The sequence below is a fragment of the Shewanella glacialimarina genome (assembly GCF_020511155.1).
GTDB classification, from domain to species: domain Bacteria; phylum Pseudomonadota; class Gammaproteobacteria; order Enterobacterales; family Shewanellaceae; genus Shewanella; species Shewanella glacialimarina.
In genome coordinates this window covers 26812-52819 of sequence record NZ_CP041216.1, presented here as the reverse complement: position 1 = coordinate 52819, position 26008 = coordinate 26812, and the positions used below count along the sequence as shown (strand labels likewise).

Genomic DNA, 26008 nt, shown 5'->3' with positions numbered 1-26008 from the left:
ATTAGAGTGGCCTTGCTGTTTTATTTGGCGCCTGGAAATGACCTACTCTCACATGGGGAGACCCCACACTACCATCGGCGATACTGTGTTTCACTTCTGAGTTCGGAATGGGATCAGGTGGTGCCACAGCTCTATGGTTTCCAGACAAATTTGGTTATCTAACGCCATTTAACTAGCATTAAATAATAATTCGGAAAGCTGATTGCTCATTAGAGCTTCTTGAGTTCGCACTGTCTAAGTGTCCCATCCTAACAACTAAGGTTAGTAAAACCCATCTGGGTTGTATGGTTAAGCCTCACGGGTCATTAGTACAAGTTAGCTCAACGCCTCACAACGCTTACACACCTTGCCTATCAACGTAGTAGTCTCCTACGGCCCTTTAGAGAGCTTAAAGCTCTAGGGATGACTCATCTTGGGGCTCGCTTCCCGCTTAGATGCTTTCAGCGGTTATCGATTCCGAACGTAGCTACCGGGCAATGCCATTGGCATGACAACCCGAACACCAGCGGTTCGTCCACTCCGGTCCTCTCGTACTAGGAGCAGCTCCCCTCAATCATCCAACGCCCACGGCAGATAGGGACCGAACTGTCTCACGACGTTCTGAACCCAGCTCGCGTACCACTTTAAATGGCGAACAGCCATACCCTTGGGACCGACTTCAGCCCCAGGATGTGATGAGCCGACATCGAGGTGCCAAACACCGCCGTCGATATGAACTCTTGGGCGGTATCAGCCTGTTATCCCCGGAGTACCTTTTATCCGTTGAGCGATGGCCCTTCCATTCAGAACCACCGGATCACTATGACCTACTTTCGTACCTGCTCGACGTGTATGTCTCGCAGTTAAGCTGGCTTATGCCATTGCACTAACCGTACGATGTCCGACCGTACTTAGCCAACCTTCGTGCTCCTCCGTTACTCTTTGGGAGGAGACCGCCCCAGTCAAACTACCCACCAGGCACTGTCCTCAACCCCGATAAGGGGCCAGAGTTAGAACATCAAAACTACAAGGGTGGTATTTCAAGATTGACTCCACTCCATCTAGCGACGAAGCTTCAAAGTCTCCCACCTATCCTACACATGTAGGTTCAATGTTCAGTGCCAAGCTATAGTAAAGGTTCACGGGGTCTTTCCGTCTAGCCGCGGGTATACGGCATCTTCACCGCAATTTCAACTTCACTGAGTCTCGGCTGGAGACAGCGTGGCCATCATTACGCCATTCGTGCAGGTCGGAACTTACCCGACAAGGAATTTCGCTACCTTAGGACCGTTATAGTTACGGCCGCCGTTTACCGGGGCTTCGATCATGAGCTTCTCTTGCGATAACCCAATCAATTAACCTTCCGGCACCGGGCAGGCGTCACACCGTATACGTCATCTTGCGATTTTGCACAGTGCTGTGTTTTTGATAAACAGTTGCAGCCACCTGGTATCTGCGACTGCCGTCAGCTTAGGGAGCAAGTCCCATCACCAACAGCAGCGTACCTTCTCCCGAAGTTACGGTACCATTTTGCCTAGTTCCTTCAGCCGAGTTCTCTCAAGCGCCTTGGTATTCTCTACCCGACCACCTGTGTCGGTTTGGGGTACGATCCCTACTAACCTGAAGCTTAGAAGATTTTCCTGGAAGCATGGCATCAACTACTTCATCACCTTAGTGACTCGTCATCAGCTCTCAACGTGTACATTTAAGTACGTGTTCCCGGATTTGCCTAAGAACACCGCCTACTACCTTAAACGCGGACTACCAACGCCGCGCTAGCCTAGCCTTCTCCGTCTCTCCATCGCAGTTAGCAGAGGTACAGAAATATTAATCTGTTTTCCATCGATTACGCCTTTCGGCCTCACCTTAGGGGTCGACTCACCCTGCCCCGATTAACGTTGGACAGGAACCCTTGGTCTTTCGGCGAGGGAGTTTTTCACTCCCTTTATCGTTACTCATGTCAGCATTCGCACTTCTGATACGTCCAGTGTGGGTTACCCCTTCACCTTCAACCGCTTACAGAACGCTCCTCTACCGCTTGCAGTAAACTGCAAACCCGTAGCTTCGGTGGTATGTTTAGCCCCGTTAAATCTTCCGCGCAGGCCGACTCGACTAGTGAGCTATTACGCTTTCTTTAAATGATGGCTGCTTCTAAGCCAACATCCTAGCTGTCTAAGCCTTCCCACATCGTTTCCCACTTAACATACACTTTGGGACCTTAGCTGACGGTCTGGGTTGTTTCCCTTTTGACAACGGACGTTAGCACCCGCTGTCTGTCTCCCGAGTAGTACTCATTGGTATTCGGAGTTTGCAAAGGGTTGGTAAGTCGGGATGACCCCCTAGCCTTAACAGTGCTCTACCCCCAATGGTATTCGCTCGAGGCGCTACCTAAATAGCTTTCGAGGAGAACCAGATATCTCCGAGTTTGATTGGCCTTTCACCCCCAGCCACAAGTCATCCGCTCATTTTTCAACATAAGTCGGTTCGGTCCTCCAGTTGATGTTACTCAACCTTCAACCTGCCCATGGCTAGATCACTCGGTTTCGGGTCTACGCCTTGCAACTAAACGCGCAGTTAACACTCGGTTTCCCTACGGCTCCGCTATTCGCTTAACCTCGCTACAAAACGTAAGTCGCTGACCCATTATACAAAAGGTACGCAGTCACGGTCTCAAGAACCGCTCCCACTGCTTGTACGTATACGGTTTCAGGTTCTATTTCACTCCCCTCACAGGGGTTCTTTTCGCCTTTCCCTCACGGTACTGGTTCACTATCGGTCAGTCAGGAGTATTTAGCCTTGGAGGATGGTCCCCCCATATTCAAACAGGATGTCACGTGTCCCGCCTTACTCGTTTTCATCTATGGTTAGTTTTCATGTACGGGGCTATCACCCTGTGCCGCTGAGCTTTCCAACTCATTCCACTAACACCCCATAGACTTAAGGGCTAATCCCCGTTCGCTCGCCGCTACTAGGGGAATCTCGGTTGATTTCTTTTCCTCTGGGTACTTAGATGTTTCAGTTCCCCAGGTTCGCCTCATACAGCTATGTATTCACTGTATGATGACCACTTATGTGGCCGGGTTTCCCCATTCGGATATCGTTAGCTCAAATGCTTATTACTAGCTCGCCAACGCTTTTCGCAAGTTATTACGTCCTTCATCGCCTCTGACTGCCAAGGCATCCACCGTATACGCTTAGTCACTTAACCATACAACCCAAATGAGTTTCACTGCCCTTGTAAACAAGAGAATGAACTAATCAGACTGTATCGCAACTAGCTGGTTTTTACTTGTCTCACTCCCGACCAGGAAGTGTGACTCGCCTTAGTTTTTAGAATATTCAAGACACTTAAACAGTGTTTTGAGAACTCAAGATACTGATGCTTTCGCATCAATATTATTTTCGCACTAACCTAATCACACAAACGACAACGAATCATCATCTATGCGCCTTTAGTTAGTACTATCAGCTTTCCAAATTGTTAAAGAACAACACTTAACCGGCAAGCGGTGTGTTTCACTCTACTTCCGAAGAAGTTAACAAGTAATCTGTGTGAACACTCACATGCATCTCTGCACTTTTAGGTATTGAGTTAGTCGTATAGGTAAGGAGGTGATCCAGCCCCAGGTTCCCCTAGGGCTACCTTGTTACGACTTCACCCCAGTCATGAACCACAAAGTGGTGAGCGTTCTCCCGAAGGTTAAACTACCCACTTCTTTTGCAGCCCACTCCCATGGTGTGACGGGCGGTGTGTACAAGGCCCGGGAACGTATTCACCGTGACATTCTGATTCACGATTACTAGCGATTCCGACTTCATGGAGTCGAGTTGCAGACTCCAATCCGGACTACGACGTACTTTGTGAGATTAGCTCCACCTCGCGGCTTTGCAACCCTCTGTATACGCCATTGTAGCACGTGTGTAGCCCTACTCGTAAGGGCCATGATGACTTGACGTCGTCCCCACCTTCCTCCGGTTTATCACCGGCAGTCTCCCTAAAGTTCCCGACATAACTCGCTGGCAAATAAGGATAGGGGTTGCGCTCGTTGCGGGACTTAACCCAACATTTCACAACACGAGCTGACGACAGCCATGCAGCACCTGTCTCACAGTTCCCGAAGGCACAAGTCCATCTCTGGTCTCTTCTGTGGATGTCAAGAGTAGGTAAGGTTCTTCGCGTTGCATCGAATTAAACCACATGCTCCACCGCTTGTGCGGGCCCCCGTCAATTCATTTGAGTTTTAACCTTGCGGCCGTACTCCCCAGGCGGTCTACTTAATGCGTTAGCTTGGGAGCCCAGTGACTAAGTCACCAAACTCCGAGTAGACATCGTTTACGGCGTGGACTACCAGGGTATCTAATCCTGTTTGCTCCCCACGCTTTCGTGCATGAGCGTCAGTCTTTGTCCAGGAGGCCGCCTTCGCCACCGGTATTCCTTCAGATATCTACGCATTTCACCGCTACACCTGAAATTCTACCTCCCTCTACAAGACTCTAGTTCCCCAGTTCCAAATGCAATTCCTAGGTTGAGCCCAGGGCTTTCACATCTGGCTTAAAAAACCGCCTGCGCACGCTTTACGCCCAGTAATTCCGATTAACGCTCGGACCCTCCGTATTACCGCGGCTGCTGGCACGGAGTTAGCCGGTCCTTCTTCTGTAGGTAACGTCACAGCAATAGTTTATTAAACTACTGCCTTTCCTCCCTACTGAAAGTGCTTTACAACCCGAAGGCCTTCTTCACACACGCGGCATGGCTGCATCAGGCTTTCGCCCATTGTGCAATATTCCCCACTGCTGCCTCCCGTAGGAGTCTGGGCCGTGTCTCAGTCCCAGTGTGGCTGATCATCCTCTCAGAACAGCTAGGGATCGTCGCCTTGGTGAGCCATTACCTCACCAACTAGCTAATCCCACCTAGGTTCATCCAATCGCGAAAGGCCCGAAGGTCCCCTCCTTTCCCCCGTAGGGCGTATGCGGTATTAGCAGTCGTTTCCAACTGTTATCCCCCTCGACTGGGCAGATCCCTAGGCATTACTCACCCGTCCGCCGCTCGCCGGCAAAGATAGCAAGCTACCTTCCCGCTGCCGCTCGACTTGCATGTGTTAGGCCTGCCGCCAGCGTTCAATCTGAGCCATGATCAAACTCTTCAATTAAAGTTTTTTTGAAACCCGAAGGTTTCGGCTCAATGAATTCTGATTGCTTTATCAACCGAAGTTAACAAAGTCTTTTTGTACATATTGCTATGAACATTCATCGTTGCATTGAGTTTAAATTTTTTGATTGCTCTTCCTAAGAAGAAGCAATTTCGAATAACTCAATACCTGTGAATGTCCACACAGATTTCTTGTTTAAGTTGTTAAAGAGCGTTGATGTTAATTTTTCAAACATCGCCGTTGGACGCTAGGTCGTTGGCTTGGGCTGCGTATTCTACAGACCCTGTTGTCAGCGTCAAGTGTTTTTTCAAACTTTCTTTTCGCTGTTGATTTGATGATGAAACCGAAGTTTTTATCCTTTCAAATCAACCTAACTCGCTACTTTGCTTTCGCGCTGTGCCGTGTCAGTGGATGCGCATTATAGGGAGATTCTGAAACCACGCAACCCCTTTTTAAAAGTTATTTGTTATTTTTGGCCTGTTTGCGGATAATTTAGCCTGACCAGCTAGTTTTTAAGCATTATACTGTCGCAAACCATGAATATATAAGGATTGTTATGTCTACGAATGTAAGAACTTACCAAGGGATCCACCCTCATTTAGCTGATAACGTCTATGTTGATGAGTCAGCCGTACTTGTCGGTGACATAAAATTAGACCATGACGCAAGTATTTGGCCTTTAGTTGCCGCGCGTGGTGATGTAAATAAGATCCGTATTGGTAAACGCAGCAATGTACAAGATGGCAGTATATTGCATGTAACCCGTAAGTCAGTTGCTAATCCTGATGGACATCCCTTAATTATAGGTGACGATGTCACCATTGGGCATAAAGCAATGTTACATGGCTGTAAGATTGGTCATCGTGTATTAATAGGCATGGGCGCGATTTTACTTGATGGTGCAATAGTAGAAGATGATGTCATTGTCGGTGCGGGCTCATTAGTACCACCGAATAAGATTTTGCAAAGCGGTTATTTATATGTTGGCAGCCCTTGTAAGCAGATTCGAGCCTTAACGGATGCTGAACGTGCTTTTTTATCGCAGTCAGCTGATAATTATGTCCGGTTAAAAAATGAATACTTAGTGGACTTACAACAGTCGAGCTAATGACGAGCCTAATATGGACCAATATAAGCTTGGTCCATTTAGTTTAAACTTAATGCCTATAACACTTTTATTTATCGTATCAATTAATAAATGATTATATCTTAGTTGTGTATAAGTCGTGACTCTAGTCTATATTTAGCAAAGATTGTCACTTTAGAATTGAAAAATCGTTATACAGACCGTTTAAAGTCCCCCACCTTATCGGTTACTGGACTTCATTTTTTTACTTAGGATGAGTGTAGTGCAAACTAAAAATCGAATTAACAATAAACACATCGCCTATATTGATTTTAAGCAACATCTTCTGCTGCTCGCTCTTCCTCTGTGTCTTATTTGCACTATTATCATTTTTACCCCAGCTATTGAACAAACTTACTTATATTTAACGTTGATTATTGGCGGGTATCTAGCCAGCTATGCAATTAGCTTTTACATATATAAGCAAAATATGTTGCGACTTTGGCAGCATTTGGAACAGGTTATCCATATCAATGATACAACCTACGAGTTAGTTAATTTATCGAATAAGTATGACTCTGAAAAATCATTTCTAGATGCACTATTACAAAAAGCGGTTTCCGCAGTAGATGATGCAGAGATGGGCAGTATCATATTGGTAGATAATATGACTAATCGGTTACAGTTTACCTCTGTTATAGGGCTAAATATGGATGCCCTGCAAAATGTTAACTTTACGCTAAAAGAAACCTTTCTATATCGATTAACTCAGGGACGTTTTCATAAAACGGTTGTCATTAGTAACATCAATGCTAAAAGCGCCAAAAATGATGACCCATTTGTTCTACCAGATGCATCAACAAAACCTATTTGTTCAACATTATCCAGTCCAATTAGGATTAAAGGTAAACTTTATGGAATGATGAATTTAGACAGTACTAAAGCGGGAACTTTTGGGGACTACGATATTAGTTTAGTCAATATTTTAACATCCGAGGCCGCTAACGCGATTTCGTTGTATCAGAAGTCGAAAGAAATAGAAAGTTTAGCTAATAATGATGGATTAACCGAACTTTATAATCGTAAAAAATTTGATGCTGCCGTTCTGCAATGGCAACATGACCCCAATTTAGGGAGTTACATCATTATTTTGGATATGGACAACTTAAAACCATTAAATGATCAACATGGGCATCAAGCGGGTGATGATGCACTGAAAATGTTGGCTAACTCGCTAAAGTCAATGTGGCATCCACAATTTTTGGTCGCTCGTTATGGTGGTGATGAGTTTGTCGCGTTATGCCATGGCCCAATTGAAATATTGATGCGACAAATGACAAAAATGCAAGATGAACTAACGCAGTTAACACCTGCAATTCATTTTAGCTATGGTCTTGCACAGTATGAGCAAGATTGGGAGAGTGCGTTTAAGCAAGCAGACAACAATATGTACAGTCAAAAGGAGTTTAAAAAAACAGCATCAAAAACAAACTAAGCTAAAAACTCAATTAGCCTATTTAAGTTGCACCATTATAATAATAGCAATATGTCACCACTATCACTGAAAGCTTCTTGTTCAATCAGCGCTTCGGCTTTATCTTCTAAATCAAATCGACATTGTTCAAACAAGTGAACCGCGTTATGTTCATTAACCACTTGATGGTCGCAAAGCGCACTGATTACTGCAAAGCTTGCAAAACAGTTAATATGCATTCCCTGCTGCTGAGCAATAAATCTCACTTGATTAGTTTCCATATAGAGTTGATCGGTAAAAATCACGCTTTGATTCATTAACTCGACACCTTTTGAGCAAGTGACTGTCGCAGTTTTTCCATAACAGGATCGGTATCTGGAGTAACTCCACGCCATAGGTTAAAGCTTTTAGCTGCCTGACCAATCAACATCCCTAAACCATCTGCCGTTTGATGTGCGTTTTGATCTTTGGCCCACTGATTGAATGCCGTAGTATGCTGACTATAAGTCATGTCATAACAATCTGTTGTTTCATCGATAATAACACTCGGCAGAGATATTAATTGCCCTGATAAACCTGCTGAGGTTGAGTTAATCACTAAATCAAATGGCGACTGGATTTCCTCAATCGGTTTAGCAAAAAAGTTACCATAATCGCAAAACAAGGTTTGCAACTGTTGTGCTTTTTCATGAGTTCGATTACAGATAACTAATTGAGCAACATGATGCTGTAAAATTGGCAATATACACCCTCTTGCAGCGCCACCAGCCCCAATTAATAATACATGCTTATCTTTGAGTGGCCCGAACTGCATTTCAAGATCATTTACCAGCCCGACCCCATCGGTATTATCGCCGTATATTTTACCATCTTCAGTAAAAGACAAAGTATTCACCGCACCCGCTAATTGAGCTAACTCACTGAGTTCATCACAAAGCGCATAAGCCTGCTCTTTAAACGGGGCGGTGATATTGGCACCTTTAGCACCTTTTTTTATAAAGGTGCGCAGGGTTTCCTCAAATTGATCGACCGGTGCAAGTATTGATTGGTAACTCATATTTTGCTGGGTTTGCTTAGCAAACTCGCTATGAATATACGGTGATTGACTTTGTGCAATCGGGTTACCTAATACGGCATATAAATCGGTCATCAATTATCTCTCTTTTCTTATTACAGCATGTTCATACTCAACTGTATTTACTTTGTATAAGCACGCGGCAGGTCAGATGGTGTAGTGTATCGTTCGCGTAACTTGTCCTGACGACTTTGCGTACTTTGCTCTTTTCCATCAATGTACATTTTGACTACATGACTACTGTATTCGAATGGGTCTCCATTCCAGATAACAATATCAGCAACCTTACCTTCAGCAATTCTACCGCTGTCGATGTTAAACACATCCGCTACATTAGCCGTCATTGAGGCTAAAGCCGCATTATAATCCATACCATTAGCAACGGCATTACCTGCACTATAACGTAGGCTATACACATTATGGCTATCGCCGATATTGGATAATATAACTTTGACACCCGCGGCATTTAATTTGCCCGCATTGCTTAAATCATTATGCAAAGAGTCAAAGCTTTCAGGTAAGTTACGCATTGCATCAATAATCACCGGCACATTGGCTTTAGCAATTTCATCAGCAATTAATACCGCATCCGCTGCGCCAACGAAGATAACATTTAGCTTAAAACGCTGTTTAATTTTAAGCACGGCTAACATGTCGCTAGCACGATCAGCGGCAACGATAAGCGGCTTTTCCCCTGCAAGTAACTGATTGATAATTTCGTCAGCGGCTTCTGGCTCAGCGTCTTCATTATCTTTACTTTTTTTGCCTTTAGCGGCCTTTTCAAGTGACTTTTGCGCTTTTTCAAGCTGAGTAACTAATTGCTGTAAATACGTCGCTCGAGATCCCTCATGGTTAGCGCCTAGCTCAACAAATACTGCGGTATTAGTTTGTTTAACACTATCCCACCCACCTGTTAGATCGATAACAAATGTTTGACCAGCAAAGATATCCTCACCACCACCTGAAGTAACAACATTGCGGGTAATGCCACCTTTGCGAGTAAACGCTATGCTGCTGGCTTTTGGATTGTAGGCATAGCTAGGATCAAAAGTAATATCCGCTTTTTTATCTTGAGCATCGCCAGATTCAGTTACCGCACTGATTTCAACTAGACCCAGTATGTTCATTGAACCTATAAACCCAGGGGTAACAACGCCCCCTTTGGCATCGATAACCTTATCGACCTCATATGCTGCAAGGCTATTTGCCGTATTTACCGCAGTAATAATGCCATCTTTAACGACAACTACAGCGTTTTCTAGTACGCCTTGTTCTGTGGCTGTATGTACAGTGGCATTAGTAATTGCAAATGATTCAGCAAGCGCCAAACCCGATGTACCTAACATGGCACTTGCCATCGATAAGGCAAGTAACGTTTTTGTCATTTTCTTCATGTTATTGGCCTTATTCCTGTCCAAGTAAAAAGTCACTTTGAGCTTGATAGCGTGCATCTTTATCATCGAAGACTTTTGCACCATCAATAAATACTTGCTCAGCTTTAGCGTAGACACTAAACGGATTTACATTCCAAATAACTACATCAGCGTTCTTACCTACTTCTAATGAACCGGTCTTATCGGCAATGCCTAAAGACTTAGCGGCGTTAGTCGTAATCCAGCTAATGACTTGTTCTTCTGTATAATTAAAACCATTGGCATTTGCATTGTGCATGATTTTGGCACTTTCTTGATTCAAGCGTTGAATCGTGACAGGAGAATCTGAATGCACAACCGCACAGGAGTTTTTAACAGCATCAACAATGGCAACATTTTCAAGTACCATATCGTATGCTTCTAACTTGAATCCCCACCAGTCTGGCCACATAGCAGCACAGTTTCCATTTTCAGCTAACGTATCGGCAATTTTGTAAGCTTCAATTGCATGGTGGAATGTGCCAGAGTGATAGTTAAACTCTTTGCCTAAATCAATCATCATCACCATTTCTTCGGCTTTATAACAATGATTATGAATCAGGATTTCACCTTCTAACACTCCTTGTAAAGTATCTAGGGTTAAATCGCGCTTAGGTGCAACGGCATTTTTGCCTGCAGCATAATCGGCTTCATACTTATCCCAAGCACGCTTATATTCAGTCGCTTCAATAAACGCCTGGCGATAACCCGCCATATTGCCCATACGTGTCATCGGTGGTTCATTGCGGCTACCGTAAAGCGACTTAGGGTTTTCACCACAGGCCATTTTCAAACCATAGGGCGCATCTGGAAACTTCATGCCTTGCATACTTTCAGATGGGACATTTTTTAATGTTACACCTCTACCACCGATTAAATTAGCTGAACCGGGCAAGATCTGCATCGTGGTTACGCCACCTTCTCTAGCCCGATTAAAGCCGGGGTCCTGCGGCCATACGCTGTGTTCAGCCCATACTTCCGCCGTCACAGGATTGGTCATTTCGTTACCGTCGTTATGCGACTCAGCATTAGGGCTAGGATAAACCCCCAAATGAGAATGCACATCAATAATACCAGGAGTGACCCACTTGCCTTTCGCATCGACGACAGTGGCGTCATCTGCAACTAGATTTTGCCCAACAGCACTAATCTTGCCATCAATAATAATCAGGTCAGCATTCTCGATTTTCTCACCAGTACCAGTTAATACTGTTGCATTTTTGATTATCGTTTTTTTGCCGGGTAAAGCTTGATATGTACTTGGATAAGGGTTCTTATTAATTGTTACTTTAGGATCTTGAGCTTCTGATTGGTTACATCCCATAAGGGCTGCAGTGACAGCAATCATCACCAAAGATGGCATCATCTTAGTCATTATTGTTCTCCTTTGAAATTGAGGTCAATTTAGCAAGATAGTCGAACAAACAACATAAAAAGATTTAACTAAATCGTTTCAAAACATTAACCCAAAGTTGTCATTGGTTGTAGCTGGTAAGAAAAAGATTAAATGATATATAATAATTAACAAATAAATAGACGGTATCATAATGAATTGGCTGAAGAAAATTTTCGAGAAACAGCAAGTAGATCATCACAGAGATATTGAGCAATCTAATGCTTATGATTTAATTGGCGGTGATAAAGTGATAAAAGCGATTGCCCATGAATTTTATCAACAAATGCTACAACGACCAGAAACGAAAACACTACTGGCACTTCATCGCGCACCAATAGCAGAATCTGAAGCCAAGCTATATGAATTTTTAACTGGTTGGCTCGGCGGACCACCACTTTATCAACAAAAATATGGTCATCCGGCACTCCGCGCCAGACATATGCCATTTTCAATAGATGAATCTATGCGTGATCAATGGCTAATTTGCATGCGAGCAGCTATCGATAAATGTATAAAAAAGCCTGAACATCGTCAGGCGATTATTCAGGCTATTTCTACTTTAGCTGATCACATGCGCAACCAGTAAATAGCTAACTTACTTATTCAGCCCTAACCAATCTTGTGGCTTCAGGTAGTACTCATATAATTCAGCTTCAGGCGTACCTTCTTCCGGCGTAAAACCATATTCCCAGCGCACAAGTGGCGGCATAGACATTAAAATTGACTCTGTGCGGCCACCCGTTTGTAAGCCAAACAAAGTGCCACGGTCATACACAAGATTGAACTCAACATAGCGCCCACGACGATAAAGCTGGAACTGCCGCTCTTCATCTTGGTATTCCAATGCTTTATTACGCTCAACAATAGGCTCATAGGCTTCAATAAAACCATTACCCACAGCTTGCATAAACGCAAAACTTTGCTCAAATCCTGGCTCATTAAGATCATCAAAAAACAATCCGCCGACACCACGAGTCTCATTACGATGGGGTAAGAAGAAATACTCATCACACCATTTTTTATATTTAGGATAAACGTCTTCACCAAATGGCAGACATAAATCATGTGCGGTTTGATGCCAACTAACAACATCTTGTTCAAACGGGTAATAAGGCGTTAAATCAAATCCACCACCAAACCACCACACGGGATCAGCGCCTTCTTTACTGGCAATAAAAAAACGCACATTAGCATGGGTTGTTGGAATATAAGGATTGTTTGGATGAATAACTAACGACACGCCCATAGCCTCAAAACTTCTACCCGCAAGCTCAGGACGATGTGCTGTCGCCGATGCCGGCATTGCTGCACCCATCACATGAGAAAAGTTAACCCCTGCTTGTTCGAATACATTTCCTTGGGTTAATACCATACTGGTGCCACCACCCCCTTCTTCACGCTTCCAAGACTCGCCATTGAAAGTCGACTTACCATCAAGCGCAGTTAAACGCTGACAAATTCGTTGCTGAAGTGACAATAAAAATGTTTTTACTTGTTCTACATTAGGTACAACTAAGGTATCTGAGCCTTTTTGCATAAAATTAGTTTCCATTTCTAATAACGTGTCCAGTGCGTGCATCAATAATAGTCGAAGGTTGGCGCTGTTCACCTAATGCTCCCAGCACCAGCGCATCTATTTTGCCGTTAAAATCGGTTAAAATTTGCCTTGTTTGCATTACGGGCGCTTCTCCCGCTAGATTAGCACTGGTTGATACTAACGGTTTGTGCAGCGTGTCGCAAAGGGCGCGCACAGTCGGATGTGCTGACACCCTAACGGCAATAGAAGAGAATTCACCACACAATAATGATGAAACATTCGACTTAATGGGCATAACAAACGTAAATGGACCAGGCCATTTAGACAGCACAAACTCAAGCTGAACTGAGGTTAACTGAGACTCATCGACATAGTTAGCTAATTGCTCATAATGACTGGCAATCAAGATTAGTCCTTTTTGCCATGGGCGTTGCTTTACATCGAGTAGTTTTTGTATAGCAATCTCGTTATCGGGATCACAGCCTAATCCAAATACAGCCTCGGTTGGGTAAGCAATTACGCCACCTTTAGAAATAACGTCAACTACTGCATCGGGTTGCAATTGCAACATGATTCATCCTTAACACAAGTTAAACTATCGCGGCCGTTTGTATTTACAGGCTTTTTGAGGACATTCTAAACGATAGCCTGCAGCCCCTTTGCGCTCGACTAAAATGCCAAAACCACAATCAGGACACGGCTCATTAACAGGCGGGTAATTAACAATATATTTGCATTTTGGGTACACACTACAGGCAAAAAACGTTTTACCATAGCGGCTAGTTCGCGACTCTAACTGTCCTTTTTGACAATGTGGACATGTTATCGCTTCCGCTTCATTACTGTGATCATGCTTTTCAATATGATGGCATTCCGGATAGTGAGTGCAACCAATAAAAATACCAAATCGCCCTGATTTAACCGCCAATTCATGCCCACATTCAGGGCAACTTGAACCAGCAATCACTTGGGTCTCTATCGACTCGTGTTGTACTAAAGGCCGGGTATAATCACATGTCGGATAATTATTACAACCAACAAAACTGCCGTGTTTGCTATGCTTTAGTGATAGCTCACAGCCACACTTTGGACAGAGTTCAAACTCTTTTTCTAAGGCATGTTCATGGGCAGTAAATAATTGTTGATCAATTTTGGACATGACTCATCTAATTGTTATGTTTGATTTGAATGAATAAGGCTAAATCTACGCTGAGGTAATTTTACCCTATCAGGATCGAAAAAGGAGGCATAGCCTCCTTTTTATTTAATGCTTAGCAACACTACGAATGCAAATGGCCATCTGGTTGCTCGAAGATTAAATCTTCCATTTGTTCATAAGCGGATTCATTTCCAGGGACATTGAATAACACCATCAATACCACCCATTTTAAATCTTCCAATACTAATATTGGCTCATCTAAGTCCATCACCCTGTCGATAACCATTTCTCGGGTTTCAACACTTAACACTTGGATTTGCTCTAAAAACAATAAGAAGCCACGACATTGCACATCTAACTTAGCTGCCTCTTGTTTAGTATAAATACGGAAAGAATGTTGTGCATGGTTACATAAATACGGCTTATCACTTTCTTGTAAGTCCGCTAAACGTTCCAGCCATGCCAAGGCCTTAATAATATCGACCTGATGAAAACCGGCACGTGTCAGTTCCTTGGTTAATTCATCTTCATCAACCAATAACTCTATTTCGCTATGGACATAGTTCTCAAATAAATACATGAGGATATCAAACATGGCTAACTCCTCTTTAGTCTGACGTAACCACCGGGCACTACTGCAACCCACCCTTGTAACTCAAGTTCAAGCAATTCAACTAACACCAGATCTATCGGTTTTCCACTGTGCTCGACTACTGTATCAACTGTTGTAGTCTCATACCCTACACTTGTTAACAGACTAGCTAACTGCGAAGGAAATGGCAAATTACTCATTTCGCTTGCTTGTATATGGTGACGATGGTGCAATTGTACAAGGTGATACTCAGATAAACACCCTAATTCTTCTATTATATCGGCAGCATCCTCCACAAGTTTTGCCCCATTTTTAATTAAATCATGGCAACCTTGATGATATCCCGCCACAGTCGACCCTGGAACAGCAAAAACTTCGCGGTTTTGCTCCATTGCTAATCGAGCCGTAATCAATGAGCCACTTTTACGTGCCGCCTCAACAACGACAGTCCCTAAGCTCAATCCACTGACTATGCGGTTACGTTTAGGAAAATGACCCGCTACCGGGCTCACTTTAGGCCAGAACTCACTAATAATGCAGCCATCTTGCTGAATATCGTCGTATAACGATTTGTGCCTTTTAGGATAAACAACATCTACCCCACAACCCAATACGGCTAATGTCACGCCATTATTAGTCACCACAGCTTTATGCGCTGCACCATCGATACCTGCTGCCATACCACTGGTAATACTAAACCCATAACAAGAAAGGCCACGTGCAAGTTTAGCGGCCGTATCTGCGCCGTGTAATGACATATTACGACTACCCACTATAGCGATTGAAGGCGGTAATAATCCGTTTACTTGTCCTTTAACAAAAAGAATTGAGGGAGGGTCATATATTTGCTGTAACAGTGGAGGATATAAAGGGTCAGATAAACAGATAAGATGATGATTATCAGCTTGTTCAAGCCAATCGAGGGCGCTATCGACTTTATCTAAATCGATTTTACACGCTCTCAAAGAGTGAGAAGAAAGCGGTAAGGCATCGGGTTCAAATTGCAGCCTTTGCCTTAACTCTTCAACATCCATGTGCACTAATAATTGTTTAATCCGAGCAGGTCCTAGCCCGGATACTGCAGAAACAACTAACCAGTCGACCAGATTATCAGAAATTATTCACCCTTAAAGGTCAAATTGGCTGGCGTCACCAATTTATCTTTTACTCTAACAGGACGATCACTCATCATAATCAAGCCTAAACTGGTTTTATCAAAAACTTTAAAAACCATTAAATTACCGTGATAAACGTCAGGTACCTTAAACACTTTATCATCTGAAAAATGAGCGACCACTTTGTCATATGATGTACGTTCAATTGCCCGTACAGGCTGACCATCACTGCCTATTACTACTTCCTCGCCATCACGATAAATAGCAAAAACATGCCCAGGCTTAACGCCCGCATCTAATCCTTTATCAAGGTAAACTACTTCCAGCTTACCCGCTTCACGATTAGTACTTGTGGTTGCAATCACTGTGGCAGGTAACTCTAGCTCTGCAGCTGTTGGAGTAAAATAAGCAGACATTAACGCGTCATCTTCAACAGGAATAACCGAATATCCCACTTCCGTTTCACGTAAATTGCTTAGTATCTTCACCTTTGAAATATCACCGTCAGCCGTTACACGACCACTAGCACTCAGAATTATTTCTCGGCCAAGCAGTTCACCGGTTTGGCTGTCTAAAAATTCACGTCCATGTTCATAAATAGCGACCTTTTGACCCATTGGCATATTCGCATTAACATAAATAACATCATTAAGAATATGATGTTTAGAAGGGCTTTCACCGCTTAATACCATTGGCTGAGCATCTAACCAGGTTTGTTCAACGACACGATTTTGCACTAAATAAGGTTCAATGAGCGCTAAGTCGATTGCCGGAATTGCACCACCTTTGGGCAGAATATGCCCTTCCACGCCCTTCTTGATATGTTGTTTTTTAACTAAACGTGGCTGACCATCTATAAAAACCAGTGTAAGACGATCGCCAGGATAAATTAAATGAGGATTAGCAATTTGTGGATTAACCCCCCACAATGTAGGCCAGCGCCATGGATCTTGGAGAAAATACCCCGATATATCCCAAAGCGTGTCGCCTTTTTTAACGACATATGTGTCGGGATGTCCCGCTTTTAAAGTCAGTGTATCTGCATTTAATCCAAAGATATTCAATGTTATAAAAGCAAGTAGTAATATCCGTTTCATGGTGTTGTCCATGTTATTAAGCCCTTTAATTGAGCTTTTTACTGTTATTGAAGGTCGGTAAGGATTAAAATTATCCTATTTTCTACCGTCAGTATAGCTAACTAGCTAAAATTTGTCAGACTTGTTAAGAGTTTATATATGTCATTACTTAATGTTTTACGTTTTCCGGATGAGCGCTTACGCACTGTAGCCAAGCCTGTGAGCGACTTTGGCCCAGAATTACAAACACAAATCGATAACATGCTTGAAACAATGTACCACGAAAAAGGTATTGGTTTAGCAGCGACTCAAGTTGATTTTCATCAGCAGTTAATTGTTATGGACCTGCAGGACGAAATTGAACGCCCAACAATCTTCATTAATCCACAAATAGTCGCCTCAAATGGCGACTTTGCTAACGAAGAGGGTTGCCTCTCTGTTCCGGGTGTTTACGCTAAAGTAGACCGAGCCGAGCATGTCACCTTAAAGGCGCTTAATCGTCATGGTGAAGAGTTCACCGTGGAAGCCGATGAACTGTTTGCGATTTGTATCCAGCATGAAATGGATCACTTGCAAGGTAAGCTTTTTGTGGATTATTTATCACCTCTGAAGCGCCAACGCATCAAAACCAAGCTTGAAAAAGAAGCTCGTATCGCCGCTAAAGACGCATAGGACTGAATTTGAAACCGTTAAATATTATTTTTGCTGGTACGCCAGATTTTGCTGCGCGTCATTTACAAGCTCTGATCTCATCAGAGCACAATGTTTGTGCCGTTTACACTCAACCAGATAGACCGGCTGGGCGTGGCAAAAAGCTGACCTCTAGTCCAGTGAAACAATTAGCGGTAGAAAATAGTATTGCCGTTTTTCAGCCACCATCATTACGTAATGAAGACGCCCAAGCAGAACTTGCTACCCTAAACGCAGATATTATGGTGGTAGTGGCTTATGGTCTGATTTTACCTAAGATTGTATTAGACATGCCGCGTTTAGGGTGTATCAATGTTCACGGTTCAATTTTGCCACGTTGGCGAGGTGCTGCACCTATTCAACGCGCATTATGGGCTGGCGACACAGAAACCGGTGTGACTATTATGCAAATGGACATTGGCTTAGATACCGGTGACATGCTGCTTAAAACATCACTGCCAATTGAAGATACTGATACTTCGGCAAGCCTATATGAAAAATTAGCTGTTCAAGGACCAGATGCATTGATTGATGCCTTAGCAAAATTAAGCCTAGGAATGTTGACAGCTGAGAAACAAGATGAGTCTTTGGTCAATTACGCTGAAAAACTGTCAAAGGAAGAAGCTAAGCTAGATTGGCATAAATCCGCCAAACAATTATGGCAAGAAGTACGTGCATTTAATCCTTGGCCAGTGAGTTATTTCGAGCACCAACAAAGCAGCATTAAAGTGTGGCAAGTACAGTATGACGCTAAACCAAACCATGCTACGCCTGGTACTATTACTCAAGCAGACAAGCACGGTATTGTCATCGCAACAGCCGACGGCAGCTTAATTGTTGAAACAATGCAACTACCCAATAAAAAGCCCTTATCGGTCGCTGACATTCTTAATTCACGTGCCGATTGGTTTAGTGTTGGCACCCAATTAAATTCAGAGGCTAACTAGCATGAATGTGCGTGCATTAGCCGCCAAAGCAATTTTTGACGTACTCGAAAAAGGCATATCATTATCGGTAGCCCTACCCGATAAACAGCAACATTTAGACAGTGGTAAAGATAAAGCCTTGATGGCGGAAATTTGCTATGGGGTGATGCGTCAGCTACCTCAACTAGACAAATGCGTCAGCGACTGCCTAGAAAAACCGTTCAAAGGTAAACAGCGCATTGTTTATCAGCTGTTACTTGTTGGCTGTTATCAACTTTACTTTACCCGTATACCCGCCCACGCAGCTATTTCAGAAACTGCTGAAGCTTGCAGACAACTGAAGTTTGACGGTTTGGTTAAAGTGGTCAATGGCGTACTGCGTAATATTCAACGTAATGAAACGCCACTCAATACAGATATCGAGACCTTGCGCTATAACACGCCAGCCTGGTTTATTAAGCGATTACAACAAGCTTACCCTGAACAATGGCAAGATATAATTGAACAGAGCCACCAGCGCCCGCCTATGTGGTTGCGCAACAATCAACAACTACACAGTCGTGAGGCGTATTTAGCCACCTTAGCACAGCATAATATTGATGCCAGCGAAGGTCCAAGCCCAAATGCCATTTTGCTCGACAGCCCAAAAGATGTAAACGCCCTACCAGGTTTTATGGATGGCGCAGCTTCAGTACAAGATGGCGCGGCACAATGGGCTGCAACCCTGTTAGCACCACAAAATGGCGAGCTCATATTAGATGCTTGTGCAGCCCCCGGCGGTAAAACCTGTCACATAATTGAGCAAGCTCCCCAAGCAAACGTTATCGCGGTCGATTTTGACGAAAAACGTTTAATACGAGTACAACAAAACCTCGACAGATTGAATTTAAAAGCGCAAGTTATTCATGGTGATGCAGCTAATATTGATTCATGGTGGCAAGGTGAAAAGTTTGACCGCATCTTACTCGATGCACCATGCTCTGCAACCGGGGTTATTCGCCGTCATCCAGACATAAAATGGTTACGTAAAAATAACGATATTGAAGAATTAGCCGCATTACAGCAGCAAATATTTGATCATTGCTGGCAGTGGTTAAAACCGGGTGGCACATTACTTTATGCAACATGTTCAATTTTACCCGAAGAAAATAGCCAGCAGGTGACACAGTTTTTAGCGCGCAAACCCGATGCGCAATTAGTGCCAATTAGTCAGCAATCAAATGCACAGGATATTGGCTGGCAGATCCTTCCAGGCCAAGACAATATGGATGGTTTCTACTACGCTCGCTTAGTTAAAGCACAGTAAGGATATTTGCAAGGTTATGAAAATTATTATCTTGGGCGCAGGGCAAGTTGGCGGCACATTAGCAGAAAACTTAGTCGGCGAGAATAACGACATAACCCTCGTTGACCACGATCGCGCTAGACTAAGAATACTTCAGGACAAGTTTGATTTACGCGTAGTGGTAGGCCATGGCGCGCATCCTAGCGTATTAAAAGAAGCCGGTGCAGAAGATGCCGATATGTTGATTGCGGTTACCAACAGTGATGAATGTAATATGGCTGCCTGCCAAATTGCTTATTCACTGTTTGGTACTCCCACTAAAATTGCCCGCATCCGCTCAGAACCTTATCTAGATCTACGCGATAAACTGTTTATTAACTCTGAAGTCAAATCCGGTGACACCAAACCCCGTGGCGGTTTTATCATTGATGAACTCATCGCGCCAGAACAGTTAGTCACTGCTTACATACATCGTTTAGTGCAGTATCCTGGCGCACTTCAAGTACTTGAATTTGCGGAAGGAAAACTGAGTTTAGTGGCTGTGCGAGCCTACTACGGCGGCCCCTTAGTCGGTAACGCGCTTGCAACCTTACGTGAACATATGCCTAATATTGATACCCGGGTTGCAGCTATTTTCCGTCAAGGTAAAGCTATCATGCCCCGTGGTACCACCATTATTGAAGCCGATGATGAAGTGTTTTTTGTTGCCGACAGCCGCCATATTCGTGCGGTAATGAGTGAAATGCAAAAGCTGGATAACTCATACCGCAATATTATGATTGCTGGCGGTGGTAATATTGGTTTTGGTTTAGCTAAGCGTTTACAAAAAAACCATTCTGTTAAGTTGATTGAGCATCGCCAAGAGCGAGCTGAAATGTTGTCAGAAAAGCTTGAAAACACTACAGTTTTCTGTGGTGACGCATCGGATCAAGAACTACTAACTGAAGAACATATAGACCAAACAGATGTATTTATTGCGGTCACCAATGATGATGAAGCCAATATTATGTCAGCCCTGCTTGCTAAGCGATTAGGTGCTAAGAAAGTCATGGTGTTAATTCAGCGCGAAGCCTATGTCGATATTGTTCAAGAAGCTAATATCGACATTGCTATTTCTCCACAACAAGCGACTATTTCAGCATTACTGACACATATCCGCCAGGGGGATATTTGTAACGTTTATTCATTGCGCCGTGGTGCAGCAGAAGCTATTGAAGCGATTGCTCACGGAGACTCCAGTACATCTAAAGTCGTGGGCAAAAAAATCAGTGATATCAAACTGCCACCAGGTACTACCATCGGCGCAATTGTGCGTAATGATGAAGTGCTGATGGGCCACGACAAAACCGTTATTGAACAAGGAGATCATGTGATTCTTTTCTTAGTAAATAAGAAATTTATTGGCGATGTTGAAAAACTGTTCCAACCGAGCGCGTTTTTCTTTTAATCCAACATGATAAATATCAAGCAATTGGTGTTTGTGATTGGCATATTTTTGTCAATCTTAACCGGATTCATGCTAATCCCCATGAGCTTTGCACTCATCTATGGTGAAGAAACCATAGGTGATTTCATGCTATCGGCTATATTTACTGGCAGTGTGGCTATTTTTTGCATTCAATCTGGTCGTCTACATGATATTCGGTTAAATATCCGCGATATGTTTGTCCTGACTAGCGCCACCTGGCTAGCTGTGAGCTTTTGTGCCGCCTTACCTTTCGCGCTATACCACGGTATCACTTATACCGACGCCTTCTTTGAAACTATGTCAGGGATCACCACCACTGGCTCAACCGTATTGTCTGGCTTAGATAATATGGATCACAGCATCCTAATATGGCGCTCTTTATTACAATGGCTGGGCGGCATTGGTTTTATTGTAATGGCTGTAGCGGTTTTACCTTTTTTAAACGTCGGCGGCATGCGTTTATTTAGAACGGAATCTTCCGACTGGAGCGACAAAGCCATTCCCAGAACGCAATATATGGCAAAAAATCTTTTCTGGGTTTACGGTAGCCTTACATTACTGTGTGCTTTTGCCTATCACCTCGCTGGTATGGACTGGTTTGAAGCAATTAATCATGCCATGACCACCCTATCTACCGGTGGATATTCCACTTCAGACAGCTCAATGGCACACTTTTCTAATGCGGCACATTGGGTGGGTATTATCTTTATGTTGGCCGGCGGCCTCCCCCTATTGATGTTTGTCCAGTCAATACAGCAACGCAATATATCTGTATGGAATGATCAACAAGTAAAGGGCTTCTTACTGTTTGTGGCTATGGTGTCGTTCAGTATTGCGGTGTGGCTGTCATTACACAAAAACTTAAGCTTTATCGATGCACTACGTTTATCAAGTTTTAATGTTATTTCAGTGGTAACCACTACCGGTTATGGCTTAACCGACTATCAAGCATGGGGAGCATTTGCCAGTACCGCATTTTTGTTTTTAATGATGATTGGCAGCTGTTCGGGATCAACCTCAGGTGGCATTAAAATATTTCGTTTTCAAATTTCAATGGTGATTATGCGCCAGCAAATTAAACAGCAATTCCACCCTAAAGGCTTGTTTAAAGATACCTTCAATGGCCATAAAGTCAGTGAAGATATTGTTCGCTCATTAGTCACCTTCATTATGCTTTTTTTCATCGTTATTTTTGGATTATCGATGATTTTAGTGCTAACAGGCTTAGATATTATAACCAGCTTTACCGGCGCTATTACCGCGGTTGCCAATGTAGGTCCTGGTTTAGGCGCAATTATCGGCCCAGCGGGTAACTTCTCAAGCTTATCTGATGTGGCTAAGTGGGCGTTAGCTGTTGGTATGTTGCTGGGACGTCTTGAAATTCTAACTGTCGCGGTACTTTGTCACCCACAATTTTGGCGTTATTAACTATTATTGCAGCGTAAATCGCTGAGTAAATTGATAAGCAAGCACCTAGCGCTCACAATAGCCGCCGGTTAATGCCTAATCTACTTAATCTTTTCAACGCTATTAAGCCATAGCTAACACATGCTCAGCATAACGCTTAACATCTTCCCAATCAGTGTAATCTATAACCGCTTTTGGGTCAGTTGGACCATCGGTCATTTTCATAATTAAGCGGATCATTAAACTGTCATACCAAGGCCAAGATGGATAATCGACCTTACCTGCGATGATCTTGACATCCTTCGGCTGCCAAGGAGAAAGCAGTAAAAACTTTTGGAGGTACTTATTGTTTTCAGGCACACGCTTTTCAGGTTTTCGGGCAACAACATTAACGCAAAAGAAACTGTTGGGCACTTTTGCCAACTCAGCCTGATAACGTTCGACAAACTCAAATACCGATTTATGGTATGAACCATAAAGCACACACGCACCTAATGCGATAGCATGGTATTGGGTCCAATCAATATCACCCTTAACGTCATTAATATTGACGACATCACACTCTCCCCCTTTAGCTAATATGTGTTGAGCGATAGTGCGGCTAATTTGTGCAGTATGTCCGCCTCGTGAATAATATAGTACCAATACTTTGGACATGATTAACTCTTATTGATTGATAAAGAATGAGTGTGGCAAAAAAAGTCTCAAGATACCGATGAAGTGATCACAAATTAGAATTAGCTCATATTATTAGTACCGATAATTGAGATCTACACACAGCACGAGTATGATTCGGATATCACTCGTATCCAAGGATCCTCCCATGCAGCAAAATATCGATATTTCATCGATGCTAGAAAACGCAGAAATAGCTGCAAAATGGCTGAAAGCGATAGCAAACCCTTATCGATTAATGATTTTGTGCTTATTGTTGGATAAAGAGCTCAGCGTAACTGAGTTGAATGAGACCGTGCCACTAAGTCAGTCTGCTTTATCACAGCACTTAGCCGTATTACGCGCAGAAGACTTAGTTAACACTCGTAAGAGTTCGCAAGTGGTGTTTTATACTTTAAAAAACGAGCAAGTGACTGAGGTGATTTCTATTTTACATCGCCGTTATTGCGCCTAAATATTTATTTCTGTTATCGACATTGTGCATAATGGCTTACTGCAGCAAGCATTAAGCTTGTTGCACCAACTGAGCCGCAAAATCATCTACTTTATTCCAATCAGTAAACTCAAACGTAGCAGATGTGTCCGTAGGACCCTTGGTCATCCACATAATGAAACGGATCATAAACTTATCGACAAAACCATACTTAGGGTAGTCAATCTTACCTGCGAATACTGAAGACAACTGCGGTTGCCATTGTGATAACAGTAAAAATTTTTGCATATAAGGATTAGTTGCTGGGGTATTTTTTTCGGGTTTTCGTGCGACTACGTTTACCGTAAAAAAGCTATTAGCTTTGCTTTCAATTGCGGCCTTGTTACTGGCAATAAAATCATATAGTGCGGGACGATGTTTACCATAGCGAATGCTAGCACCGATAATAATTTGCGCGGCACTTTCGATATCTTTCTGAGAGACCTGGGCGACATCCTTTAACGTAACACCATGTCCAGATTGCTCAAGTTGTTGCTTGATACGTTGGCAAATGGCAAGCGTTTGACCATCCACAGTTGAGTAAACCATTAAACTTTGCATTAGTTTTTCCAAAATGTCGGTGTAAATAACACCAAAAGAGTAAATACTTCTAAACGACCAAATAACATGGCAATCACCAACACCCACTTAGCGCCATCGGTAATACTAGCGTAGTTATTGGCAACATCACCTAATCCAGGTCCAAGGTTATTCAAACTAGCAGCTGTCGCGCTGAATGCAGTAATAGCATCCATATCCATCGCCATTAAAATCACCATACAAATAACAAATACTAATGCATAAGCGGAGAAGAAGCCCCATACCGCATCAATGATACGGTCTGGCAATGCTGCGCCGCCAATACGGATAGAATACATAGCTTTAGGATGAACCAAACGCTTAAGCTCACGCGAGCCCTGCAATACCAACAGGATAAGTCGAATAACCTTCATCCCCCCGCCAGTTGAACCTGCACAACCGCCAATAAAACTTGAAAATATCAGTAATACGGGTAAAAACAGCGGCCAGGAGTGGAAGCTTTCAGTGCCAAACCCTGCGGTAGTTGATATCGACACCACCTGGAAAAATGCATAATCTAATGTCTGCTCAGGGGAGTCGTAAACCCCCGAGTAATATAACGTGGTAAAACAAATGGCTGTTAGCACCACTTGAACGCCGATTAATACCTTAAACTCAGCATCCTTAAAGTAAATTTTAAAGTTAATTCCACGACGAGTGAAAGCGGCAAAATGCACACTAAAATTAACGGCGGCAATGAGTAAAAATACCGCACAGATAATATTAATCGCCGAGCTATCGTAATAACCAATACTGGCATCTTTAGTGGAAAAACCACCAATGGCGATAGTGGAAAACGCATGACAAATAGCGTCAAAAGCATTCATGCCTGCAAAGTAAAATGCCGTGGCGCAGGCGATAGTTAACATCAAATAAATGTACCATAACGCTTTCGCAGTTTCGGCAATTCTTGGGGTCATTTTACTGTCTTTAACTGGCCCAGGGATCTCGGCTTTAAATAGCTGCATGCCACCAATACCCAGTAACGGCAAAATAGCCACAGCAAGTACGATGATCCCCATACCGCCCATCCATTGCAGTAAATGACGATAGAACAATACCGCTTTAGGTAAGTCATCTAGGCCGACAATAACAGTCGCCCCTGTGGTTGTTAGCGCTGAAAATGATTCAAAAAAGCTGTCGGTCCAACTTAAATCAGGCACTTTGGAGAAAATAAATGGCAATGCCCCAATTGACCCCAGTACCGTCCAAAACAACACCACAATAAGAAAGCCTTCACGGGTACGTAAATCGCTTTTATGTTTACGATTAGGATACCAAAGCAAAAAGCCTAGGAATAAACTGACAAAGAATGCTTGAACAAACGCAGTACCACCACCATCTTTATAAAACACCGCCACCAAAGCAGGCGGCAGCATAGTGATAGAGAACAAGGCCATCAGCAAACCTGTGATTCTTATAATTGTTTTATATTGCATTAAAGGCTTCTGTTAGTTCGATGTTATAAAAATATG

General features: G+C 43.2%; 22 protein-coding genes and 3 rRNA genes. 9 read left to right on the top strand and 16 right to left on the bottom strand.

Annotated elements, in window-relative coordinates:
* Nucleotides 1-29: 29 nt before the first annotated feature.
* The 3 genes from rrf to FJ709_RS00205 all read right to left on the bottom strand — a co-directional run bounded on the left by rrf (nucleotide 30) and on the right by FJ709_RS00205 (nucleotide 5129).
* Nucleotides 30-145: ribosomal RNA gene (gene rrf, locus FJ709_RS00215) — 5S ribosomal RNA — on the bottom strand.
* A gap of 139 nt (nucleotides 146-284) precedes the next feature.
* Nucleotides 285-3187: ribosomal RNA gene (locus FJ709_RS00210) — 23S ribosomal RNA — on the bottom strand.
* Between the two features lie 397 nt (nucleotides 3188-3584).
* A 16S ribosomal RNA gene (locus tag FJ709_RS00205) occupies nucleotides 3585-5129 on the bottom strand.
* The 16S, 23S and 5S rRNA genes sit together here, the layout of an rRNA operon.
* 556 nt (nucleotides 5130-5685) lie before the next feature.
* Here FJ709_RS00205 and FJ709_RS00200 point away from each other — a divergent pair.
* Nucleotides 5686-6237 carry a gamma carbonic anhydrase family protein gene (locus FJ709_RS00200; protein ID WP_226412332.1) on the top strand — a complete coding sequence of 184 codons (552 nt, stop codon included), beginning with the start codon at nucleotides 5686-5688 and terminating at the stop codon, nucleotides 6235-6237.
* A 232-nt stretch (nucleotides 6238-6469) separates the two neighbouring features.
* Nucleotides 6470-7690, top strand: a complete 1221-nt coding sequence (locus FJ709_RS00195; protein ID WP_226412330.1) for a sensor domain-containing diguanylate cyclase — start codon at nucleotides 6470-6472, stop codon at nucleotides 7688-7690.
* A gap of 35 nt (nucleotides 7691-7725) precedes the next feature.
* Here the strand turns inward: FJ709_RS00195 and FJ709_RS00190 are convergent, their stop codons facing one another.
* Genes FJ709_RS00190 through FJ709_RS00175 form a run of 4 tightly spaced genes read right to left on the bottom strand, consistent with a single transcriptional unit; the run spans nucleotide 7726 to nucleotide 11531 of the window.
* On the bottom strand, nucleotides 7726-7986 hold the full coding sequence (locus FJ709_RS00190) for a DUF1488 family protein (protein ID WP_226412328.1): 261 nt from the start codon (nucleotides 7984-7986) through the stop codon (nucleotides 7726-7728).
* Nucleotides 7986-8819, bottom strand: a complete 834-nt coding sequence (gene aroE, locus FJ709_RS00185; RefSeq protein WP_226412326.1) for a shikimate dehydrogenase — start codon at nucleotides 8817-8819, stop codon at nucleotides 7986-7988. The genes FJ709_RS00190 and aroE overlap by 1 nt, the downstream gene beginning before the upstream one ends.
* Nucleotides 8820-8866: 47 nt before the next feature.
* The gene (locus FJ709_RS00180) at nucleotides 8867-10138 is read right to left on the bottom strand and encodes an amidohydrolase family protein (RefSeq protein WP_226412324.1); all 1272 of its coding nucleotides are present in this window, start codon (nucleotides 10136-10138) and stop codon (nucleotides 8867-8869) included.
* A 10-nt stretch (nucleotides 10139-10148) separates the two neighbouring features.
* The gene (locus FJ709_RS00175) at nucleotides 10149-11531 is read right to left on the bottom strand and encodes an amidohydrolase (protein WP_226412322.1); all 1383 of its coding nucleotides are present in this window, start codon (nucleotides 11529-11531) and stop codon (nucleotides 10149-10151) included.
* 172 nt (nucleotides 11532-11703) lie between these two features.
* Between FJ709_RS00175 and FJ709_RS00170 the strand changes: the two genes are divergently transcribed.
* Nucleotides 11704-12138 (top strand): group II truncated hemoglobin, encoded by a 435-nt coding sequence (locus FJ709_RS00170; protein ID WP_226412320.1) that lies wholly within the window; start codon nucleotides 11704-11706, stop codon nucleotides 12136-12138.
* 9 nt (nucleotides 12139-12147) lie between these two features.
* Here FJ709_RS00170 and hemF read toward each other — a convergent pair whose 3' ends face one another.
* The 6 genes from hemF to FJ709_RS00140 all read right to left on the bottom strand — a co-directional run bounded on the left by hemF (nucleotide 12148) and on the right by FJ709_RS00140 (nucleotide 17064).
* The gene (gene hemF, locus FJ709_RS00165; RefSeq protein WP_226416071.1) at nucleotides 12148-13089 is read right to left on the bottom strand and encodes an oxygen-dependent coproporphyrinogen oxidase; all 942 of its coding nucleotides are present in this window, start codon (nucleotides 13087-13089) and stop codon (nucleotides 12148-12150) included.
* Nucleotides 13090-13093: 4 nt separating this feature from the next.
* Nucleotides 13094-13660, bottom strand: coding sequence for an L-threonylcarbamoyladenylate synthase (locus FJ709_RS00160; protein ID WP_226412318.1), 567 nt, complete (start codon nucleotides 13658-13660; stop codon nucleotides 13094-13096).
* A gap of 24 nt (nucleotides 13661-13684) precedes the next feature.
* A complete protein-coding gene (locus FJ709_RS00155; protein ID WP_226412316.1) occupies nucleotides 13685-14248 on the bottom strand; it encodes a DNA topoisomerase family protein in 564 nt (187 codons plus the stop codon).
* Nucleotides 14249-14369: 121 nt separating this feature from the next.
* Nucleotides 14370-14843 carry a DUF494 family protein gene (locus FJ709_RS00150; protein ID WP_226412314.1) on the bottom strand — a complete coding sequence of 158 codons (474 nt, stop codon included), beginning with the start codon at nucleotides 14841-14843 and terminating at the stop codon, nucleotides 14370-14372.
* Between the two features lie 2 nt (nucleotides 14844-14845).
* Nucleotides 14846-15874 carry a DNA-processing protein DprA gene (gene dprA / locus FJ709_RS00145; RefSeq protein ID WP_226416069.1) on the bottom strand — a complete coding sequence of 343 codons (1029 nt, stop codon included), beginning with the start codon at nucleotides 15872-15874 and terminating at the stop codon, nucleotides 14846-14848.
* Nucleotides 15875-15957: 83 nt separating this feature from the next.
* Nucleotides 15958-17064: a LysM peptidoglycan-binding domain-containing protein gene (locus FJ709_RS00140; RefSeq protein WP_226412312.1), complete on the bottom strand. Its 1107-nt coding sequence runs from the start codon at nucleotides 17062-17064 to the stop codon at nucleotides 15958-15960.
* 126 nt (nucleotides 17065-17190) lie between these two features.
* On the opposite strand from FJ709_RS00140, the gene def reads away from it, so the two are divergent.
* The 5 genes from def to FJ709_RS00115 are packed head-to-tail and all read left to right on the top strand — an operon-like array spanning nucleotide 17191 to nucleotide 22828.
* The gene (gene def / locus FJ709_RS00135; RefSeq protein WP_226412310.1) at nucleotides 17191-17703 is read left to right on the top strand and encodes a peptide deformylase; all 513 of its coding nucleotides are present in this window, start codon (nucleotides 17191-17193) and stop codon (nucleotides 17701-17703) included.
* Between the two features lie 8 nt (nucleotides 17704-17711).
* On the top strand, nucleotides 17712-18668 hold the full coding sequence (gene fmt / locus FJ709_RS00130; protein WP_226412308.1) for a methionyl-tRNA formyltransferase: 957 nt from the start codon (nucleotides 17712-17714) through the stop codon (nucleotides 18666-18668).
* Between the two features lies 1 nt (nucleotide 18669).
* The gene (rsmB, locus tag FJ709_RS00125) at nucleotides 18670-19953 is read left to right on the top strand and encodes a 16S rRNA (cytosine(967)-C(5))-methyltransferase RsmB (protein WP_226412306.1); all 1284 of its coding nucleotides are present in this window, start codon (nucleotides 18670-18672) and stop codon (nucleotides 19951-19953) included.
* Between the two features lie 16 nt (nucleotides 19954-19969).
* Nucleotides 19970-21379, top strand: coding sequence for a Trk system potassium transporter TrkA (gene trkA, locus FJ709_RS00120; protein WP_226412304.1), 1410 nt, complete (start codon nucleotides 19970-19972; stop codon nucleotides 21377-21379).
* Between the two features lie 6 nt (nucleotides 21380-21385).
* Nucleotides 21386-22828, top strand: coding sequence for a TrkH family potassium uptake protein (locus tag FJ709_RS00115; RefSeq protein WP_226412302.1), 1443 nt, complete (start codon nucleotides 21386-21388; stop codon nucleotides 22826-22828).
* 102 nt (nucleotides 22829-22930) lie between these two features.
* Here FJ709_RS00115 and hemG (FJ709_RS00110) read toward each other — a convergent pair whose 3' ends face one another.
* Nucleotides 22931-23464 (bottom strand): menaquinone-dependent protoporphyrinogen IX dehydrogenase, encoded by a 534-nt coding sequence (gene hemG, locus FJ709_RS00110; protein ID WP_226412300.1) that lies wholly within the window; start codon nucleotides 23462-23464, stop codon nucleotides 22931-22933.
* A gap of 166 nt (nucleotides 23465-23630) precedes the next feature.
* Here hemG (FJ709_RS00110) and FJ709_RS00105 point away from each other — a divergent pair, with 166 nt between their 5' ends.
* Nucleotides 23631-23936, top strand: coding sequence for an ArsR/SmtB family transcription factor (locus FJ709_RS00105; protein WP_226412298.1), 306 nt, complete (start codon nucleotides 23631-23633; stop codon nucleotides 23934-23936).
* Nucleotides 23937-23987: 51 nt separating this feature from the next.
* Here the strand turns inward: FJ709_RS00105 and hemG (FJ709_RS00100) are convergent, their stop codons facing one another.
* Nucleotides 23988-24515, bottom strand: coding sequence for a menaquinone-dependent protoporphyrinogen IX dehydrogenase (gene hemG, locus FJ709_RS00100; protein WP_226412296.1), 528 nt, complete (start codon nucleotides 24513-24515; stop codon nucleotides 23988-23990).
* Nucleotides 24515-25972, bottom strand: coding sequence for a TrkH family potassium uptake protein (locus tag FJ709_RS00095; RefSeq protein ID WP_226412294.1), 1458 nt, complete (start codon nucleotides 25970-25972; stop codon nucleotides 24515-24517). Before FJ709_RS00095 ends, hemG (FJ709_RS00100) begins: the two co-directional genes overlap by 1 nt.
* Between the last annotated feature and the right edge of the window lie 36 nt (nucleotides 25973-26008).

Bases quoted from the DNA above. Each gene is read 5' to 3' on its own strand.
- FJ709_RS00200 (WP_226412332.1), top strand. From the start codon at position 5,686: ATGTCTACGAATGTAAGAACTTACCAAGGGATCCACCCTCATTTAGCT.
- FJ709_RS00195 (WP_226412330.1), top strand. From the start codon at position 6,470: ATGAGTGTAGTGCAAACTAAAAATCGAATTAACAATAAACACATCGCC.
- FJ709_RS00190 (WP_226412328.1), bottom strand. From the start codon at position 7,986: ATGAATCAAAGCGTGATTTTTACCGATCAACTCTATATGGAAACTAAT.
- aroE (WP_226412326.1), bottom strand. From the start codon at position 8,819: ATGACCGATTTATATGCCGTATTAGGTAACCCGATTGCACAAAGTCAA.
- FJ709_RS00180 (WP_226412324.1), bottom strand. From the start codon at position 10,138: ATGAAGAAAATGACAAAAACGTTACTTGCCTTATCGATGGCAAGTGCC.
- FJ709_RS00175 (WP_226412322.1), bottom strand. From the start codon at position 11,531: ATGACTAAGATGATGCCATCTTTGGTGATGATTGCTGTCACTGCAGCC.
- FJ709_RS00170 (WP_226412320.1), top strand. From the start codon at position 11,704: ATGAATTGGCTGAAGAAAATTTTCGAGAAACAGCAAGTAGATCATCAC.
- hemF (WP_226416071.1), bottom strand. From the start codon at position 13,089: ATGCAAAAAGGCTCAGATACCTTAGTTGTACCTAATGTAGAACAAGTA.
- FJ709_RS00160 (WP_226412318.1), bottom strand. From the start codon at position 13,660: ATGTTGCAATTGCAACCCGATGCAGTAGTTGACGTTATTTCTAAAGGT.
- FJ709_RS00155 (WP_226412316.1), bottom strand. From the start codon at position 14,248: ATGTCCAAAATTGATCAACAATTATTTACTGCCCATGAACATGCCTTA.
- FJ709_RS00150 (WP_226412314.1), bottom strand. From the start codon at position 14,843: ATGTTTGATATCCTCATGTATTTATTTGAGAACTATGTCCATAGCGAA.
- dprA (WP_226416069.1), bottom strand. From the start codon at position 15,874: ATGGATGTTGAAGAGTTAAGGCAAAGGCTGCAATTTGAACCCGATGCC.
- FJ709_RS00140 (WP_226412312.1), bottom strand. From the start codon at position 17,064: ATGGACAACACCATGAAACGGATATTACTACTTGCTTTTATAACATTG.
- def (WP_226412310.1), top strand. From the start codon at position 17,191: ATGTCATTACTTAATGTTTTACGTTTTCCGGATGAGCGCTTACGCACT.
- rsmB (WP_226412306.1), top strand. From the start codon at position 18,670: ATGAATGTGCGTGCATTAGCCGCCAAAGCAATTTTTGACGTACTCGAA.
- trkA (WP_226412304.1), top strand. From the start codon at position 19,970: ATGAAAATTATTATCTTGGGCGCAGGGCAAGTTGGCGGCACATTAGCA.
- FJ709_RS00115 (WP_226412302.1), top strand. From the start codon at position 21,386: ATGATAAATATCAAGCAATTGGTGTTTGTGATTGGCATATTTTTGTCA.
- hemG (WP_226412300.1), bottom strand. From the start codon at position 23,464: ATGTCCAAAGTATTGGTACTATATTATTCACGAGGCGGACATACTGCA.
- FJ709_RS00105 (WP_226412298.1), top strand. From the start codon at position 23,631: ATGCAGCAAAATATCGATATTTCATCGATGCTAGAAAACGCAGAAATA.
- hemG (WP_226412296.1), bottom strand. From the start codon at position 24,515: ATGCAAAGTTTAATGGTTTACTCAACTGTGGATGGTCAAACGCTTGCC.
- FJ709_RS00095 (WP_226412294.1), bottom strand. From the start codon at position 25,972: ATGCAATATAAAACAATTATAAGAATCACAGGTTTGCTGATGGCCTTG.